This window comes from Nocardia macrotermitis, assembly GCF_009604405.1.
Lineage (GTDB): Bacteria > Actinomycetota > Actinomycetes > Mycobacteriales > Mycobacteriaceae > Nocardia > Nocardia macrotermitis.
Map to the genome: position 1 here is coordinate 574,366 of NZ_WEGK01000004.1, position 17,696 is coordinate 592,061.

The 17,696-nt window shown below is 62.4% G+C and carries 22 protein-coding genes; 13 read left to right on the top strand and 9 right to left on the bottom strand.

What is annotated here, in order from left to right; all coding sequences use genetic code 11:
• Positions 1–87: 87 nt before the first annotated feature.
• The 7 genes from NRB20_RS12630 to NRB20_RS12660 all read right to left on the bottom strand — a co-directional run bounded on the left by NRB20_RS12630 (position 88) and on the right by NRB20_RS12660 (position 5,016).
• The gene (locus NRB20_RS12630; protein WP_153410207.1) at positions 88–939 is read right to left on the bottom strand and encodes an alpha/beta fold hydrolase; all 852 of its coding nucleotides are present in this window, start codon (positions 937–939) and stop codon (positions 88–90) included.
• Positions 940–1,072: 133 nt separating this feature from the next.
• A complete protein-coding gene (locus NRB20_RS12635; RefSeq protein ID WP_319944818.1) occupies positions 1,073–1,393 on the bottom strand; it encodes a MerR family DNA-binding protein in 321 nt (106 codons plus the stop codon).
• 73 nt (positions 1,394–1,466) lie between these two features.
• A complete protein-coding gene (locus NRB20_RS12640; RefSeq protein WP_194289816.1) occupies positions 1,467–2,009 on the bottom strand; it encodes a hypothetical protein in 543 nt (180 codons plus the stop codon).
• A complete protein-coding gene (locus NRB20_RS12645) occupies positions 2,006–2,491 on the bottom strand; it encodes a hypothetical protein (protein ID WP_153410210.1) in 486 nt (161 codons plus the stop codon). Before NRB20_RS12645 ends, NRB20_RS12640 begins: the two co-directional genes overlap by 4 nt.
• Positions 2,482–4,140 (bottom strand): hypothetical protein, encoded by a 1,659-nt coding sequence (locus NRB20_RS12650; RefSeq protein ID WP_153410211.1) that lies wholly within the window; start codon positions 4,138–4,140, stop codon positions 2,482–2,484. Before NRB20_RS12650 ends, NRB20_RS12645 begins: the two co-directional genes overlap by 10 nt.
• 256 nt (positions 4,141–4,396) lie before the next feature.
• Complete coding sequence (locus NRB20_RS12655; RefSeq protein ID WP_153410212.1) at positions 4,397–4,696, bottom strand: WXG100 family type VII secretion target; 300 nt, start codon at positions 4,694–4,696, stop codon at positions 4,397–4,399.
• Positions 4,693–5,016 (bottom strand): WXG100 family type VII secretion target, encoded by a 324-nt coding sequence (locus NRB20_RS12660; RefSeq protein ID WP_153410213.1) that lies wholly within the window; start codon positions 5,014–5,016, stop codon positions 4,693–4,695. The genes NRB20_RS12655 and NRB20_RS12660 overlap by 4 nt, the downstream gene beginning before the upstream one ends.
• 188 nt (positions 5,017–5,204) lie before the next feature.
• Here NRB20_RS12660 and NRB20_RS12665 point away from each other — a divergent pair, with 188 nt between their 5' ends.
• Entirely contained in the window at positions 5,205–5,918 is a 714-nt protein-coding gene (locus NRB20_RS12665) for a hypothetical protein (RefSeq protein WP_153410214.1), read from the top strand.
• Positions 5,919–6,112: 194 nt separating this feature from the next.
• Here NRB20_RS12665 and NRB20_RS12670 read toward each other — a convergent pair whose 3' ends face one another.
• Together NRB20_RS12670 and NRB20_RS12675 are read right to left on the bottom strand one after the other, a co-directional pair.
• Positions 6,113–6,322: a DUF397 domain-containing protein gene (locus NRB20_RS12670; RefSeq protein WP_406603819.1), complete on the bottom strand. Its 210-nt coding sequence runs from the start codon at positions 6,320–6,322 to the stop codon at positions 6,113–6,115.
• Complete coding sequence (locus NRB20_RS12675; RefSeq protein ID WP_153410215.1) at positions 6,313–7,197, bottom strand: Scr1 family TA system antitoxin-like transcriptional regulator; 885 nt, start codon at positions 7,195–7,197, stop codon at positions 6,313–6,315. Before NRB20_RS12675 ends, NRB20_RS12670 begins: the two co-directional genes overlap by 10 nt.
• A gap of 20 nt (positions 7,198–7,217) precedes the next feature.
• On the opposite strand from NRB20_RS12675, the gene NRB20_RS12680 reads away from it, so the two are divergent.
• The 12 genes from NRB20_RS12680 (at position 7,218) to NRB20_RS12735 (ending at position 17,676) form a co-directional block, all read left to right on the top strand.
• Positions 7,218–8,090, top strand: coding sequence for a DUF4254 domain-containing protein (locus NRB20_RS12680; protein WP_194289817.1), 873 nt, complete (start codon positions 7,218–7,220; stop codon positions 8,088–8,090).
• A complete protein-coding gene (locus tag NRB20_RS12685) occupies positions 8,087–8,692 on the top strand; it encodes a hypothetical protein (protein WP_153410217.1) in 606 nt (201 codons plus the stop codon). Before NRB20_RS12680 ends, NRB20_RS12685 begins: the two co-directional genes overlap by 4 nt.
• 295 nt (positions 8,693–8,987) lie before the next feature.
• On the top strand, positions 8,988–9,572 hold the full coding sequence (locus NRB20_RS12690; protein WP_153410218.1) for a DUF3558 domain-containing protein: 585 nt from the start codon (positions 8,988–8,990) through the stop codon (positions 9,570–9,572).
• 42 nt (positions 9,573–9,614) lie between these two features.
• Positions 9,615–10,136 (top strand): hypothetical protein, encoded by a 522-nt coding sequence (locus tag NRB20_RS12695; protein WP_153410219.1) that lies wholly within the window; start codon positions 9,615–9,617, stop codon positions 10,134–10,136.
• On the top strand, positions 10,136–11,296 hold the full coding sequence (locus tag NRB20_RS12700; protein ID WP_153410220.1) for a WXG100 family type VII secretion target: 1,161 nt from the start codon (positions 10,136–10,138) through the stop codon (positions 11,294–11,296). The genes NRB20_RS12695 and NRB20_RS12700 overlap by 1 nt, the downstream gene beginning before the upstream one ends.
• Positions 11,297–11,416: 120 nt before the next feature.
• Entirely contained in the window at positions 11,417–12,181 is a 765-nt protein-coding gene (locus NRB20_RS12705) for an ESX secretion-associated protein EspG (RefSeq protein ID WP_153410221.1), read from the top strand.
• 174 nt (positions 12,182–12,355) lie between these two features.
• The gene (locus NRB20_RS12710) at positions 12,356–13,072 is read left to right on the top strand and encodes a Crp/Fnr family transcriptional regulator (RefSeq protein WP_227833428.1); all 717 of its coding nucleotides are present in this window, start codon (positions 12,356–12,358) and stop codon (positions 13,070–13,072) included.
• A 139-nt stretch (positions 13,073–13,211) separates the two neighbouring features.
• Positions 13,212–15,425, top strand: a complete 2,214-nt coding sequence (locus tag NRB20_RS12715; protein WP_153410222.1) for an ATP-binding protein — start codon at positions 13,212–13,214, stop codon at positions 15,423–15,425.
• A gap of 25 nt (positions 15,426–15,450) precedes the next feature.
• Positions 15,451–16,230 carry a hypothetical protein gene (locus NRB20_RS12720; protein WP_153410223.1) on the top strand — a complete coding sequence of 260 codons (780 nt, stop codon included), beginning with the start codon at positions 15,451–15,453 and terminating at the stop codon, positions 16,228–16,230.
• Between the two features lie 208 nt (positions 16,231–16,438).
• Entirely contained in the window at positions 16,439–16,801 is a 363-nt protein-coding gene (locus NRB20_RS12725; protein ID WP_153410224.1) for a hypothetical protein, read from the top strand.
• A 44-nt stretch (positions 16,802–16,845) separates the two neighbouring features.
• Positions 16,846–17,256: a PPOX class F420-dependent oxidoreductase gene (locus NRB20_RS12730; RefSeq protein WP_153410225.1), complete on the top strand. Its 411-nt coding sequence runs from the start codon at positions 16,846–16,848 to the stop codon at positions 17,254–17,256.
• Between the two features lie 45 nt (positions 17,257–17,301).
• On the top strand, positions 17,302–17,676 hold the full coding sequence (locus tag NRB20_RS12735) for an ArsR/SmtB family transcription factor (protein ID WP_153410226.1): 375 nt from the start codon (positions 17,302–17,304) through the stop codon (positions 17,674–17,676).
• Positions 17,677–17,696: the final 20 nt, after the last annotated feature.

The window sequence follows — 17,696 nt, forward strand, 5'->3', positions numbered from 1 at the left end:
CGGCAGCCGGGATCGCGGGCACAGTGCCGGTCCCGTCACCGGGGGATCGTCAGCTATGACCACCCGGTGACGGAACGCGAAATGGACTCAGACGATCACCGGACGCCGAGCGGCGTTCTCGGTGATGGCGTCGACAACCACGCGGAACAGCGGCGCGGGAATGTCGTGCCCCATCCCCTCGAGCGGCAGATACCCCGATCCGGGAATCGCGTCGTGGGTAGCCTGACCTCCGGCGATCTTGATCAGCGAATCCTCGGTGCCGTGGATGACCAGCGCGGGCACCTGCAACTGCTGGAGTGCGCGGCGACGGTCCGGGGCGACGATCGCCGCGGTCGTCTGCCGGGCCGCCCCCTCGGGATGACGGGCGCGATCGTAGGCACGGGCGGCCAGGGCGTAGCGACGCTCCCGCTCACTCTCCGCGTAGGTCTTCGAACCGATCATCGCGTACAGCGCGACGATCTGTTCGATCGCCGCATCACGTTCCGGCGGCAGCGGTTTCATCAATTCCTGGAGCACCTCACCGTCGGCCATCCCGATGCTGGCGTGCGGTGTGCTCATGATCGAACACAGCGACAGCGTGCGCGGCGCGTGCTCGATCGCGACCAGTTGAGCGACCATCCCGCCCATCGACGCGCCGACGATATGCGCCTGTTCGATGCCGAGGTGGTCGAGCAGCTCCATACTGTCCCGCGCGATCGCCCGCAGGTAGTACTGGCTCTCGGGGATCCTCCATTCGGTCAGTCCGCTGTCCCGGTTGTCGGGGCGGATCACTCGATAGCCCCGCATGCAGAGGCCGTCGACGATTTCCTGCGGCCAGTGGATCAGCTGCGAGTTGAGCCCCATGATCAGCAACATGGGCGTCCCCGCAGGATCGCCCTCGTCGCGGTAACACATTCTGACCTCGGACAGGTCAGCGAATCGGTCCATCGCATCGCTCATGACAAGCCTCCCGAAGTTGTGGTCGACGATTGCAGACATCGAGCATGCAAAACGAACTACATCCGGGTGTTCATGAAGCTTGGAACCGCGACGGCTGCTGATTCTCTCCGACAGCCGCCACCCATCGATGGTCTCACACCGAGGCGCACTCGGGACCGTCGCACCAGAGTTCGTCGGCGGAACCCGCGGCGAGGTGATCGGCGTACAGGGTGATCTTCCCGCGGATCACCGCCAGCGCATCCTGGAGATCCGAAATCTGTTGCCGCACTGCGGATTCGTTCTCACGCACCAGATCGAAACGTTCGTGCACGGTGTCGGCGCCCTGCCGGGCGAGGTCGGCGTAGCGGCGGATCCGCGGCAGCGGCATGCCCGACGCGCGCAGTTTCGCGCAGACCCGCAACCAGCCGACTTCCTGATCGTTGAACAGGCGTCGTCCCGCGGAGTTGCGACGCACCGGGTCGATGAACAGGCATCAACAACATCCGCCGAGCCCTCACCAACGGCACGAGCGGTGCGGCGATTACAACTCATCCACGACACATGGTTCCGACCGCGAGCACTTGCGCCGTCCCGCTTTCGAAGGCCAACCGCTGCTGTCCGGAGAGGTGCACCCAACTCGGGAGAAGAGCAGTCGGATAGATCCGGCTGATATCGAGAGAACAGTTGGGTGGGGCCTTTCCGAGATATATTACGGCCTCGTTCATACCGGGCAGTTCATTCGGGGGATCAATCCTGGTAATGGAAAAACCCGGAGCCGTGACATCCATACGGCCGGACGGGCCGATGAAATACGCAGAAGCCGTCGGCGGGAAGTCACCGCTGCCGTTGCTAGGAATTTCCTTCTGCGCAACCTTGTCGAACCCTGAGATGGTGACCTGGTCCAGATGTCTGCTGGACTGCCCCTCTCGACGAATCCAGCACCACAGCAATACCGCGATCGCCGCGCCGAGTGCGGCTAGAAATATAACCAGAAATATCCATCGCCGGACCGATGCAGTTGAGTTCAGTTGCATGCGTGCACCCTGCTGCCGCACATTAGATCCTGAAATGCTGGGTTGCGTCTCGCTCACCCGCCACAGAACACTCCAATTTCGAGTACTTGTGACGAACCGCTTTCGAATGCAGACCGCTGTTTTCCGGATAGGTTGGCCCAATTCGGAATCTGTGCAGTTGGGTAGAGGTGGTTGACGAGGAGGACGCAGTCTTGCGGTGCCACTCCGCGATACAACACCGTCAACTTCATGCCTGGAAAGTCGTCCGGTGGGTCGACTCTGGTCACTGTGAACCCTGGAGCCGTAATATTCACACGGCCCGAAGGACCGAGGAAGTAAGCGGAAGCCGATGGTGGATAATCGCCGCTGCCGTTGTTGCCGAGTTCGTTCTGGGCGATCTTGTCGAAACCGGATACGATGACATTGTCCAGGTACTTGCTGGATTGTGACTCTCGATGTAGCCAGAACCACAGCAGCATCGAGACTATCGCCGCGAGTATCACCACCGAGAATGCCAGCCATATCGAGCGCCGGACCGATGTGGTTCGGTTCAGTTGCATATGTATGCTCCGCTGCTGCACAGGAGATCCTGTGCATGGTTGAAATGCTGTGTGGCCCGTTCCATGTAACTGGTGGCCGCTGGCCCGATCGAGCCAGTCTGTACGTACCGGCTTGTTTCCTTGTCACCCGCATTGTAACTGGCAGCCAGGAACTGGTTTAACGTGTATTTAGATTTGATATCGTCATGGACCTGGGGACCAAATTGGTTCTCGATCAGTTTAAGTTTGTATGTGGTGGCCTTGATAGCGAGGTCATTGTTGCCGATGAGGTCGTGCCAGTCGTCGTTCTTGAATTGGTCAGGGAAGGCCGCCTTCACGTCGTTGAAGGTGTTCTCTTTCATGTTTGTCAGGCCCAGCGAGTTGCCTTCCTTGTTGCCGCCGATCCCGAGGTAGCCGCCTGCTACACGGGCAGGGTCGGTGAGGTATCGGCCGATGTCGTATTCGTCGCTGAGTCCGCTCCCGCCTTGCAGGGTGCGGGTTGCGCCCTCATTCGCGACGATCGCCAGGACCAGGCGGGGGTCGATGCCGGCCTGGTTTCCGTAGGTGACGGCAGCTTCGGTCCAGGGCCGCAAGGTTGGGTCGATCTTGCTCACGTCAACCGCAGACAGCGTGGTGGGGGCCGCTTCCCAAGTCTCAATGGTGGCCATGGCGCCGTCCAGGCGAGTATTGTCCTGCTGGTTTCCCGATTCCGGGACGAGCGGAATCTCGGCGATGGACCGCATCCGGCCGATGATATCGCCACTCTCGGCACCGCCGAATACCGGCGTACGCAGCAGCCCGGACAGTGGATGCCGGGTGAATACGTTCTCCAGAGCGGTTGCGGCGGTGTCGATGTTGTCGGTGATCTTGCCGGTGAGGGTGATCCGGACTTCGGTGGCGGTGGTAGTCACGGTCACGGTTTCGTGCAGGAATGCATCGGGTGCCTCTGCGGCGAGTGCGGCACGGAAATTCACCAATTCGTCGTGGTAGGCGCGGACGCCTTTGGCGAGCCCACCCGCGGCGTTCCAGATCGCGGCCTGGCCGTTCTCCAGCGTGATGAGGATTTCCTGGATGTCCATCACCTCGGGCGCGTTGATCGCGCCGAAGGAGTCGCTGATCTGCCGTAGGGCCGGGCTGGTCTCGAATGGGTCGCTGATGGCGAAGGCATTCCAGGCGGTGGCAGCGGCCTCCAGTCGGTGGATATCGCCGCCGGGAATCCGCAGGCCGCCCAGTGAGGTGCCCACCATGAACAGGGGTGTCGCCATCAGCGGATCGATGAAGAGCCCGAGTCCACTGCCATTGCCTGGTTCGGGTACATGCGGCAGGTTCAATTCCGACGCGGTGTTCAAGGTCGGCTTGGCAGGAGCGGCGGACTTGTTCTTACCGATAAGCGCGTTGTGTTCGGCTGTGTCCCAATTCCATCCGCAGATGTTCAGAATGTCGGACAAACGCCGCAGAGCCGACCAGTACGCGCGTACGGTGTCGATCACGTCGTCTGCGAGCCTCTGGTAGGCACTGTTCCATGCGGTCGCTGGGTCCGCACCACCCATGCCCGCCGTACCTCGCACACCTGTCCCGAGCGCTGTCGCGGCCTGGCCCACTTCCTCAGCCAGTGAATTCAGTCGGCGAGCGGCGGAGTAATAGACCTGAACGTCGATATCGAGTCTCACCGGTCACCCCCACATCAACCCCACTCTGCGACCGGGGCCGACAGATCGCTTGTTATTGACAGTCAGTCGCGCGTTGGAAATCCGCAGCGGCACACCATCATCGGTCAGTGTAGCTGAGCCAGGGTGGCGAGCTGCCGCCATCGGTCACGGCACCCGCTCTCGTCGTGGCGCACGCCAGCAGGTTATGAGGTGTGGGATTCGGCGACATGCCGGTCCAGAGCGTCGGGGATCGGGGTCTGGGGGTTCACGGTGACCACTACCGGCGACCGAACATGCGGGTGTTCGCTGTCGCGGCACCGGTATATCGGGTGTGGGCGTTTCGAGCGGCGGTGCTCATCTCGGTGATTCCTGCGACGAATTCGGCTGCCGCAGCGGACCATTCGCGGTGCGCGGTTTCGTGGGCCGAGGCGGCGGTGCCGGACCAGGAGCCGGCGTGCACGGCCGCGGATTTACTGTCGAGAGTGTCGAGGTGTTCATTGATGAACTGGGCCAGGCTCGACAGGCGGGTGACCAGGTCGTCGAGTTGGTTCAGATCGACGCTGTATTCCCCGGTCACGGCAGGTCCAGACTGGAGACTTCGCCTGCGAACTGATTATCCTGTGCGACATAGGATTTCGCGGTGACACCGAGCGTCGAAGCCATCATGGTCAACGCATCGATGATCTTGCCGCCACCATCTTGCGTTTCGGCCCAGCCCTCCGCGAAACTGGTCGCCGCCGCACCGGACCAATCCTTCCCGGTCACCGCCTGCACCTCGCGCCCCGCGTCGATAAGCGCCGAGCGCAAAGTTTCGGCGAGGTCGTAGGCGTATTTTCCCAGTGCCGCAACATCATCCGGAATGACCGAAAATTCCGAATTTCCCCCATCTTCGCTCATAGCCGGACGCTACCACGACAATCCTGTCGCCACTACCCGCCGCTTCCGATCGACGGCAGACTCCTGCCGCCCCGTACCGATCATGCGCCGCGACAATCGATCTCGACAGCCCACACAGGTGACCGGTCCACAGCTCGCCGAGATTAGAATGACTGCGACCTACTCGGCATCGCTCGAGTGATGGCCGGATGATGCAGGCAATCGGCAGGGATGCAGGGGGCATGATGTCCGAGGATGTATCGATCGCTGTTCGGCCGAGCGGCGAGGACATGACCGTATTCGAGCAACTTCAGCGAACCGTGCCGATACGGGTCGAACGAGACGAGCTGCTGACATTACAAGTGGCGCAACCACTTCCGGAGCTCTGCGTCAAGCACGGTAGGGATGCGGATCAGTGGCGGTCGATCGGCATCAACTTTCGGCCGGGATTGCTTGGGCAGGAACAGGTTTCGGTGGCGTCCTTTGCGCGGGCGGCGTTGTGGGTCACCATTACGTTCGGGTACGCGATGGGGCGGGTTCTGAATGTGAGTGCCACGTTGGAGGGGCGGTGGCCGATCTGCCGGCGGTGTCGGTGGGCGGCTCTGGTCTTCCGATGGATCGGCCACATCTTTGCAGCAGTCGGCCCGCTGGCGCTGTTCGTCATGTTCGCGGGTCTCCAGTCAGGGGCGAGCGGAGAATTGTTCGAGAAGTTGCGCTTGGTGGTCGCTCCTGGGTGGTTCCCGTTCAGCCTCATGGTCGCTGGGGCCGCCTACCTGCGATCGGCAACGTATGTGAGATGCCGCCCGATCGAGGACGATGCACCCACCACGGTCGTGATCCGCGCACACCCGGCATTCGCGGACGCAGTGGCGGACCTGTACACCGACACGTCAGGTGCGACCACGAGTTCGGAGGAGGCGTAACGAGTTCGGAGGGGGTGCGGCCGCGCCTGTCGGCACGACAGGCTTCCGCCAAGGCCGCAACGCCGATCCGTCAATGTCCCTTGATACTCGGAGTCAACCCCTGCCACTGCGCCCCGCGACATCGGTTGAGATGCGTGAGGGCCGCACTGACTCGCAATCGGGTCTCGATCCGACTGCACCCCAAGGTGATCCGATCAGGCAGGATCCGCGAATGTTCCCGAGCGAAGGCGCGTGGTGAAGGCATCCCATTCGGATGGGGTGAAGGAGAGCGCGGGGCCGGTCGGGTTCTTCGAGTCGCGGACGCCAACAGCGTCGGAGGACAAGAAGGCGACCTCGACACAGTCGCCGCTCTGCGTGCTGTAGCTGCTCTTGAACCATTCGGCGCTCGGAGCGTTCACCGGGATACCTCCTGCATGATCTCGGTCAGACGAGCCCGAGTCCTGGGCGCGTTCAGTACGACTCGCTCGATCTCAGACCACGATTTACGATACCGCGCCACCTGTTCGGACGTATCGAAGTAGAGAGCACTCCCGACTCCGGACTCGACATACACCACCGGCGGGTCGGGATTGAGGTTCCCGATGGCAGCGAACTCGAGGATGCTGAACGGACCGGTCTCGGTACCCCGATAGATCCCCACCTCGAACGGGACGAGCCGGATCCGTACGCTCGGCATTCTCGACGTGCCGATGATGTGCCGGAGCTGCCCTTCCGCCACGTCCGGTTCGGCGAGAAATCGTCGAATTACGTTCTCGTCCAAGATGATATCCAGCCTCGCCTCGGGCTTGGTCAGGGCGATCCGCCGCCCCATCCTGATCTCGATGTTGTGTTCCACTTCCTCCGAGCCGAGATACGGACTGGTGCGCAGCAGGGCGCGCGCGTACTCCGGAGTCTGGATCAGACCGGGCAGACGGGTGTTCTGATAGGTCGTGATGGTCGCGGCGGTTGTCTCGAGGGTGATGTAGGTCCCCAACTGGTTCGCAGACTCCGTGTCGGTCAGCGTGTGCCACCAACCGTGTGCCGACTCCGCTTCCACAGCAAGCACTTTCAGCTCACGTCTGACCGCATCCTCAGCGCCGTAGATGTCACACAGCTTGTCGAGGTAGATCGCCTTGAGCTTGCACGGTTCGCCCTTGAGCATTCTGGACACCGTCGTGTGGTGGAGGTCGATCCGCTCGGCGATGTCCTTGATGTACAGACCGGACTCGGCATGCAGCTTCGACAGAATGTGCGCGACCTGGCGACGCGGAACGGATGGGACGTTCGGTACAGCGGGCATTGCGAGCGATCCTCCTCATCATGACCTGGGAATTCTTAGGCTTGAACCGAGCCGATTCGTTTTTTCGAAACGGACCGATTCTTGGATTTCGATTGCGCGATCAACTACGACGGTGTGACATGGAACCGCAGCCGCACAGAGGCTTCGAACGCACCGCTTACCGGCCGGTTTCCGGACGTTCGACCAACATTTTCCGACTCAATTCCGGGGAACTCCATGATTACCACGCGATCAGAGGTCTCGACAAGAGTTTATCGAATACCAGTTCGACTGGAACGTTCCACAGGCCGATGGGCCGCAGCAGCCCGAAGGAGTGTGAAGCCCAGTTCACCTGCGGTGATACCGCATCCCAACTCGAGCGCGGAACGTCAGCACAAGCTCGCCGCGCAGCTCATGCCGCCGGAGGGGACAGCATGACCGCATCACAATTGCCATCGAAAGTCCTACTCGTGCAGGCATGCACGGGCACTGCCACGCCGAATCATCCAATTCTCCTGGCGTGTCGAGAACTGACCAGATTGCACCAGTCCCGTTTGGATTGTTCCATTGCGAATATTCCAGTAATAGATAGCGTCCGGCGAAATACCGTGCGCGAAGTAGACCGCTGGGTGTCGGCGAGCGGCACACAAACCCCTACTGCACCGTTTCTGCACACCGAAACCCTCGGCACGGTGATCGACCGGATCGCCGAATACTCGGTCGCAGCACAAGCCTCCTTGACTCAGGACGTGCGCGAACTCCACCGCCACTACCTCTGGCAACGCATGTCCGAACTCGCCGTCGCCTACGAGGACCTGGCCTCGGAAATCCAAGTCGGCCGCCGCCGAGTCCCCGAACTCGCCGACCTCCGACTCAACCCCTGTCCCCCGATCATCCGACAGGCGACAACATGAACGGAGACAACAAGACTCACCTCGTCCGAGACGAACTCCGGCGCATCGCAAGCTACGACCATGCCACCCTCGACGCCGTCGCCGCAGTCCTCGATGATCGCGAAATCAACGTCCTCGCAGGAAGATTGGGAATGCTCGCCGCCCACCTGGCATCTCGCGCGGGACTCGGCCGCGGCATGCCCCCACCCGGCACCTTCCCGGGTGCGGGCAGCGAACGCATAGACCTTGCGGCCCAATGGAATGCGGTAACCGTCGCCGGATGGTTCGTCCGCAGGAAACTCACCGCCTGGTGGTGGTACGACCTCCTCTTCGACGGCGTTCTGGTCACCTACGAGTTGGTGAAAGCCTTCGTCACCGCCGTAGCCGAGGACGACCCGAGCCGGGTAACCCGCCTCACCCTCCGCCTCCGAGCCCTCTCCGCGGGCCGCCTCGTCATCGAAGTCCACGACTCCCCCGAAAACGCCCACCTCATCTCCGCCGCCGACAACCTCATCTCCACCCAGGTCCAACACGTGGCCCACCTGTACGGCCGCCACGAACACCACGGCCGCACAGTCCTCTGGTGCGAACTCGCCCGCCCGGAACTGACCCGTTGGATCTGACGCAACTATCGACAATCCTCTCGAGCACGAACCTTTTCGCCTGTGCATCTGTCCGGACCGGACAATCCCTCTGGACGCAGAGTCGGTCACGCCCGTCGACCCGAGCCTCCGATCGGCTGGGCAGTCGATCCACTTCTCTCCATATGGCGCGCCAGCTGCGCGGCGAGAACAGACATGTGATGCCGGCTCCCTGTATTGAAGCGCACGCCGAGAGCAGGTACGTTCGATTCGAGCCGTTGAGGGGTGGGAAGTCGATCCGGCCCTCTTCACCGTGATATCGGGCCGAGAGGACGACATGACCGACTGGGGACGCGTAACCCGTTGTGCGGCAGTAGCTATCGGTGCAACCGCCCTGCTCGCAGGGTGCAACGACAGTGGTGGGACATCGGGTGCCAACTCGTCGGCAGCGGCCCCAACCTCGACCATTGCGGCAAGCGTGCCGACCGCGATAGATCCCTGTCAGTTGCCGCAGTCCGTGGTTACCGCCGAACATCTGGACCGTTCGGATGACCAAGCGACCGAGCAGGACGGCGATGGCGGGGCCAAATGGCGCGACTGCGGGTGGGGAGCCTACGAAGGCGACGGATACGGCCTGAATGTCAGCGTAACGAATGTCACGGTCCCCATGGTGGAGGCCAACAAGAAGTTCACAGTCACCGAGCATTTGACCATCTCCGGCCGAGAAGCTGTGACTTACCATCGTGCTGATATAGCAGATTCTCACGGAGAATGTCTGATTCATCTGGCGCTGAAGGATGGCGGACTCGAGCTCACAGTCACCAATCCGCCTGAGCGCAAAGCAACCGGGAATCTGGACTCTTGTGAGATCGCAAAGAAGCTGGGCAAAGAGATCGCTCAATCGATACCCGCAACCGCCTGAGATTATTCGATCACGGATCACACCAAGGGGAGGACCCACACAATGACTGACGCTAGCAAGTCTTCAAATACGGGCCCATTGGCAAGTCTGATCACGGAAGCACAGAATGGAAACCTGAGCGTCAGTTTCGACAAATCCGATGTGGTTGTCAACGCAGATGAGTTCGTCTACATAGAGCGCGACTGCCAAGCCATGAAGCAGAAGATTCAGGACTTGCAGAGAATCGCGGACCGCATAGCCAACCGAAGCGACTGGGGTCTCGGCGACCGCACCGATGGACTGACCTCCGCACCGACACTTGTATCAAGATTCCGAAGCAAGGCAGCCAAAGCTGGCATCGCTGCCACAGACTCGGATGACAATGTATATGACATACTAAGCGCTCATTACAAGATTATCGATGACCTCGAAACGCTACATCGAACCATCGCCGAGAAGTTCGTAAATGCAGATACAGAATTCGCCGCCGAGTACAATAGATTGAAAGCCGATCTACCGAAGAGTCCGATTTCGACAAACATTCAACCCGGCATCGTGGTGAGCGGCGTAGGAAAGTCGATCTAATGGTTTCCTACGAATCGGCAAAGATTCCCGGAAACGGCGAGAATGCCGACAGCTACTCACATTGGGATATTTACAACAAGTTCAATCCGCTGGACACCAACAAGGCTCACTCAGCGCTACAGGATTACGACAAGCTCGCCCAGGAGTGGTCCGCTGCGTCGGCGTTCTTCGCCTCGCGCATCCAGCATTCGAGCTCAGCCGCTTGGCAGGGCAAGGCTGCCGACGCGTCCCGCACCGCGATCTCCAACTACACCCAACGTGCCGAAGATCTCACCGACGCATTGAAGGCACTGTCCACCCAGGTCACCACTGCGGTAGACGGTGTCAATAACACCAAACACGGTGTCGCGGAACCGATGCAGCACGTAAGTCGCTGGAATTTCTGGGACGGCGATTTCATGTGGCATCACGGCTCACGATCGAAGCAGAAGATCGACCAGGCTCGCGACGAAGCTCGCGAAGCAATGAAGAACAACTACGTTAAAAACTTCGTTGGAGCCGACAAAAGCATCCCTGTAATTCCGAAACCGAACGAAATCAGCAACCCGCTGTACACCTATACGCCCACCAGTTCCACCCTGTACACCCCGAACTCCGGCACCAACCCCAGCGACAGCGGCGCAAACCACAGCGGCACGAGCGGCAACAACGGAAGCCAGTCGGACACCTCGTCGAGCCAGTCGAATTCCACGTCGACAGCGGGTTACGCATCGTCGTCCATGCCGACGATGTCCGGGTATTCGAGTTCGACCGCTACCACGCCCAGCAGCTTTTACAGCGGAACGTCACCGACTTCCACGACTCCGAGCAATTACAGCGGGCTCGGCAGCGGAACGGGCGGTGACAGTGCATTGAACGGACTGGGATCGTCGGCCGGTGGCGGTGGATTGGGCAAGAGCGTGCCGGGCACCGGATCCAACGCGACCGCGGCGGCTGCGAATGCCGCGAAGGCTGCCGGTAATACGGCTGGCAATCTGGCCGGCATGGGCGGAATGGGCGGCGCGGCAGGCAAGAGCGGCAGCGACGACAAGGAGCACTCACTTCCGGATTGGCTCCGGAATATGGAGAACACGCTGGACCTCCTCGGTCCTGAAATCAAAACTCTTCCCGGCGGTGTCATCGGCGGGGATCGCGAGCCGCCTTCCGACAACCGCGGCTGATCGCCGAATCCCGACGAATACCCGGTTGTCCGACGCATCGACGCGTCGACCCGCGCACATATTCCAAATATCATCGTCCCGGTACGGAAACGACCGGGATTCGTGTTCGAAGGATGTTCGATGGCCGAATGGAGTTGGGAGCCCGAGGATTTCGCCGCGCTGTGGCTCGGTGACGCACGCGATCGGCTGCCGAGCCCGCTGAGCTACACCAGCAGCCTCCCGACCCAGGACGATGTCCGCCGGCATCGTCAGCAGGTGCACGGCCGGTACGACGCGGACGAGCGTGACCTGATCGAAGTCGCCTTCCGGACTCTGACCGACGCCGAACTGCGCATCCAGATCCACGGCCAGTCACGGGCACTCGGCAACGGCAAGACCCGGGACTACCGAATCCTCGGCGCGCGAACGAGATTCAACGCGATGATGCTCACCCAAACCGCCGACCCGGGCCAGGACGGCGTCGACGGCACCGTGCGCTGCCGCCTGTTCCGCACCGAGCAGCTGGCCCCGCGCCTGGCGAATATCGTGCCCTCCTTCCCACCGGGCAAGGAGAAGCCCGATACCTTCCACTTCGAGGACATCCGCCGTCCCGCACAGGGTTTCAGCCGCAATACCCCACGCGACCGCTACGACCGACTGTCCAAGCGCCCTGTCGACGGCGGCGGCACCGCCGCCCTGTTCACCGGCTCGGTCTTCCACACCCTCAACCCTTGGTACGCAGTGCAATGGGTCGACGTCGGCCGAGACGGCCGCTATCTACAACAACGGACCAGGGAACACCTCACCATCCGCCCCGCCAGCCCCCAAGACCTCACCACCACTTTCCAAACCTGGATAGAACGAGCCCTCGAGCGCCTCCGCGAGGACGAACCCGATACCTGGTGACTCCCATGGCGATCCACTACCGCAGGCGGACGTCCGCGATCCCGCAGCCATAGGCCACGGCTGCGGGATCGCTGCCCGACCTACCGCATCTCGATCCGTACGAGTCGATCCCGTCGAAAGAGAAGATTTCCGAATCCGCTACTCCGCTGCGTGGCGGGATGCACACTGATGCGTATGAGCTTCGGGGGGCCGAACGATCGCAGACCGCGAGGGGAATGGGCTTGGCCCGCATCGAGTTTGCTCGGCGGGCTCACCACACCTTCGCGTAAGCGGATGCTCGCGCTGGGCGTGCGGGTGTGGTATCCGGCGGATCGAATACTCATGCGGGAGTCCGAGGACACCACTTTCGTGATGATACTGCTGGACGGTGTGGTCAAGGCGACCGGGCGCACCCACGACGGCCGGGAGGCACTGCTGGCCGTGCGCATGGGCGGCGATCTGGTCGGCGAGTTCGCCGGCCTGGACGGTCGTCCCCGCTCGGCGACCGTGACCAGCTGTGGCCCGCTCGCGGCGCTGACGGTCACCCGCGCCGAATTTCTCGACTGCCTGCGGCGAGATCCAGCGATCGCGCTGGCGGTCAACGAAGCGATAGTCACCAAGTTGCGCGTGGCGAACAGTCGCCGAATCGATTTCACCGGCTGCGATGTCGCAACCCGGCTGGCCCGGGTGCTCCACCAGATCGCGATGACCTACGGCGAACGCGTGGGTGGCGGCGCGGTGATCCGTTGGCCGATAACGCAACCGGAGCTGGCCACCCTGTCGGGCGCGGCCGAGCCCACCGTCCACAAGGCGCTGCGCGCGCTGCGGGATTCAGGCGCGATATCCACTGGATATCGCAGTATTCGAATCGAGGATCTGGCGCTGTTGAGCCGTATGGCTTTCGCCGAATAGCGCGGGGAGGGAACGGGAGGGAATCCGATAATTCGACGGTATCTCCGCGCGGCGACGGGGATAGCGTCGCAGCAGGACAAAAGCAACGGCGGAAGGGGCTACTTCCGTCGAATCTCGCACGGGGAAAGCGATTTCAGCCATGAGTGATCCACAATATGCTGCTGGACAAGATGATTCGGTGAACGGTGAGCAGTACCGGGTTGACATCGGCGGCGATGCGACGGCTCCGATCGTCGCGGGCCACAACAACGTCGTCATCAGTGCCACCGGGTCATCGGTCAACGTACTGATGCCCAAGGAGGAGCCTGCACCGGTACGCCTCGAGCGGATCGAGCTGCTACCCGCTCAGCAGCCCGAACCACTCGGCCGCGCAAGCGAACTCGCAACACTGTCCGCCGCACTCCGGAACGGCGGTGCGGTACAACTGTGCGGCCCGTTCGGAGTCGGCAAGAGCACGCTGCTGCGATACGCGGCACGGACGTTCGCTGGCGGACCCGACGGCACGATCTTCGTGAGTGCGGCCGGTGGTGAGGTCTCCGACGTGGCTCAGCAGATCTTCGAGGCATGTTACAAACCGATGGGTCGGCCGTATCTGCCGTTGCCGACCGAGCTGCGCAGGCTGATGACGGGTGTGCGGGTGACGGTCTACGTCGACGACGCGGACCTCACACTCCAGCAGATGCGCGATCTCACCGACGCGGTACCAGACGGCACCGTCGTCTTCGCGGCGGCCGAGCGGTCGCCGCTGGAGGGGGTGACGGTACTGGAGCTCGCTGGCCTCGACCGCGACTCAAGCTTGAAATTGTTGCGTACCAGCATGAATCGTTCATTGTCCGAGTCGGAGACAGCTGCCGCCGAAGAGTTGTGGAGGGCGGCGGATGGCAGGCCACTACTGCTCAAGCGCGCGGCCGGGATCGCGGGTGAGCAGCCGGGCGCGCTGCCGAAACCCGGGCAGATCGCAGAATTCGTCCCGATGCTGCGGAACCACCTGGACGACACGTCGAAGCAGATTCTGAACCTGCTGGCAACGCTCGAGGGAGCCGAACTGTCGGTGGCACATATCGAGGGGTTGTGTGACGGCAGCGGGGCCGCTCGGCTATGCGATCGCATGGTCGCTCTCGGCCTGCTCGCGCGCACCGAAACCGGATATTGCTGCGCATTGGATATTGTTACAGTGCTGGATGATTCGGATCGTTATCCGATCGCCGGGCTGTGTGTGTACTTCACCCGGTGGGCGCGACGGGCGGGTGTCGAGCGTGCCGAAGTCGCGGCCGCCGGTCCGGCGCTGGAGAAGGTGCTCGAATTGGCCCAACGCGCGGGGCAGCCGAAACTTGCTGTCGCACTTGCCCGCGCGACCTCACCGGCCATGGCCCGAGCACTGCGGTTCGGGATGTGGGGCCGGCTGCTCGGTTGGGGCTGGCTCGCCGCCGAGGAGTCCGGGGATCGTGCTGCGGCAGCGTATTTCATGCACGAGGAGGGTATCCGCAGCATGTTCACCGGCCGTCGGGTGCTCGCCGTCGCACTGTTGGCCGAGGCGGCTGTGCGCTGGCTGGAGCTGGGTAACCAGCATGCCGCGACGACGGCGGCGAATGCCCAGCAGTATCTGCTGCCACACGATCCCACGGCAATATCCTTGGGGGCCAACGGGATCGGCGCGTCGCCGGGGTCTACGACGCCAGTGCACGCCGCAGCATCCGGACACACTGCGGCGACGCATATGACCGGGCTGGTCGTTCCGCCGTCTGGGCCGCATACGGTGTCGTTGCAATTGCCGCATTACGCCGGATCGGCTCTGACATCAGCCGCGGGTCACGGGAGTTCGGTCGGAGCGGCACACACGGTGGCGGCGAAATCGGTTGCGGCTTCGGCGGGAACGAATGTCGTCAGTGGTGCGGCCGGTGTTGGCGGTGCGAGTGCGGCGGCGGGGTCGGCAGTACTCGCCAAAGCCATCGCCGGGGTGATCGCCGCAGTCGTATTCTTCGTGGCTGGGCCACGCATCATCGCAGAGGTTCGCCAGGCGATCGAGTCGGCGACCGAACACGGAATCGTCGGTACATGGAATGGTCCCACCGGGACGTTCAGAATCACAACATCGGGATCTGGCAGATATACGGTACCGATGAAATCCGAGATCGGTTGCTCCAACAGGGAAGATGTCACCTTGACCGGCAACGATCAGAGTGCGAGTGGAACGGCTCCTATTTTCGATACGAGCACGTGCGCGATCGACGGGTACGGCACCATCACGCTGTCCGTATCCTCGGACGGAAATACCCTGACCGAGACGATGAGCGCTCCGAGTTCCTCAAACTGCGAGAATTGTGACAGCAGGACCTACACCCGCAAGCACTGACACTCGATCGGACAAAGGACACCTCATGGCCGACGAGCCAGACACCCACATCCGTATCCATATCGAGGGCGGTGCCCACGGCCCCGTCATCGGCGGTCACGGAAACCGCGTCGAACATCACGCCCCGGCTGCACACGACCACGAGACTCTCTCTGCCACAAAAGATCCCGTTGCTCAACCCAGACAGTACCGAGCACTGCTCGCGGTGGACATCGAGCGTTCGGCGGGACGCGGCGACACCGCGCTCGGGATGATCCGCGATGCGCTACAGACGGCATTGCGAGAGTCGTTGCAGCGCAGTGAGATCGATTGGGACGACTGTTCGCGCCACGATCTCGGTGACGGTATGCGGGTGATCGTACCCGCGGGCATTCCGAAATCCCGTTTGATTCATCCACTGCTGCACGAACTTTCGGCCCGCCTGCGCGCCCACAATCGAATGTCCGCAGAGCTGACGCAGATCCGAGTCCGGGTCGCCCTGCACGCTGGCGAGGTGCACATGGCCCAAGGTGAGGAAGCCAGTGGAGGCCCGTTGGAGGTGCTCGCCCGACTGCTGGACGCCCCAGCGGCGCGCGACGCCCTGACACAGGCACCTCCGACGATCACCACTGCGGCAGTGCTGTCACAACACTTCTTCGAGGACACCGTCGGGCACGACTACCCTGGCATCGATGACGCGGCCTTCCATCGAATCACGGTGCGCGTCAAGAAATTTGCCGCCGACGCCTGGCTCTACCGTCCCGAGCTTCCCTCACCACCACCCGAGTCACCCGACGTTCAGCCGTCCCGAATCGTTCTACGGTGAGCAGCCATGCCTCGGACCATCTACGCGACACAACATGGCACACTGAACGTCCACCCCGACCCCGGCGCATGAGAGCATCCGACAATGTCCGAAATATTCGAATTCGGATACCGTACGCATCCGATACTCGCCGCCGAACTACCGACAAGCCGACATGCGTAAACACCGAGTTGTCGCGTGGTCGCAGGTTGCACTGGTGGGGGTCGGGATGGTCGCAGCGGCAGTCGGCAGTGCGCTGGAATCCGATTGGGGTGCAAGGATTCTCGTTGACGGGTGGTGCGGGATTCAGGGTGGTCTACTCGGCCTGTTGCTCGCGGTTCTGATCCGGCAGCGCAGTGACCGTGTGATTCGGGCCTGGTTCCTATCACTGTGCGTGCTCGGTGTCGGCGGCTATGTGGCGTTTCGGCTCACGACGAGTGGGGCCGATGGGGAGAACATCGGGCTCGGGATGGTTGCGCTGGTCGCCACGATGGTCGGGTTGTCGGGCATCTTCGGGACGGTCGCGGTTGTGGTCGGCGGGCTCCGGCGTGGTGCGGAATCACCTGCGGACCGGCCGTCCGATGGTTCGTGAATCATGCTTGACCTCAATGAAAGTTGAGGTTCGAGGATGGGGGTATGACTCTGATCGAGATCGAGGCGGCATATCTCCGGACGCAGGAGCGCGGGCGGCTGGCCACCGTCGCGCCCGGGGGTGCGCCGCAGAACAAACCCGTCGGGTTCACGTACAACGCCGAGCTCGGGACCATCGACGTCTACGGCATGAATATGGAGAATTCGGCGAAGTACCGGAACGTCATGAGCAATCCCGAGGTCGCCTTCGTCGTCGACGACGTCTTCGGGGAGGGGTCGGAAGGGGTGCGTTTCCTGGAGATTCGCGGTCGCGCCGAGACTGCGGTCGGTGACACTCCCGATGATGACGGGCATCTGAGCAGGCATTTCATTCGCATCCATCCGCGTCGGATCACCGGCTGGAACATCCTTGCCGATCGGCCCGGCTTCTACACCCGCGATGCGCGAGCCGACTGAACCACCCGGTTGTGCGCGTCCACCCATCGGGGCTAACATCGCCATATGACGATGAAAGCGTCGAGCATCGCTGTAGATCGGGTCGAGCTGATCCCGGCCGCCGCACTGTTCCGCTCGCTGGGTGACCCTGCCCGGCTGGCGATCGTGCGACGGTTGGCGACCGGGCCCGCGCGGGTGACGGATCTGGTCGAGGCACTCGGTTTGGCGCAGTCGACAGTCTCGAAACATCTTGTGTGCCTGCGTGATTGCGGGCTCATCGACTCCGAACCGGTGGGGCGGGCGTCACTGTTCCGGTTGACCCGCCCGGAGTTGGTGCAGATGCTGTCCGCGGCGGAGGAAGTACTGGCCGCGACCGGGAACGCGGTCGCGCTGTGCCCCGAATACGGCATCGATTCGTGCTGTTCAGGAGATGCGTCGTGACCGAAACGGGTGCGAACCTG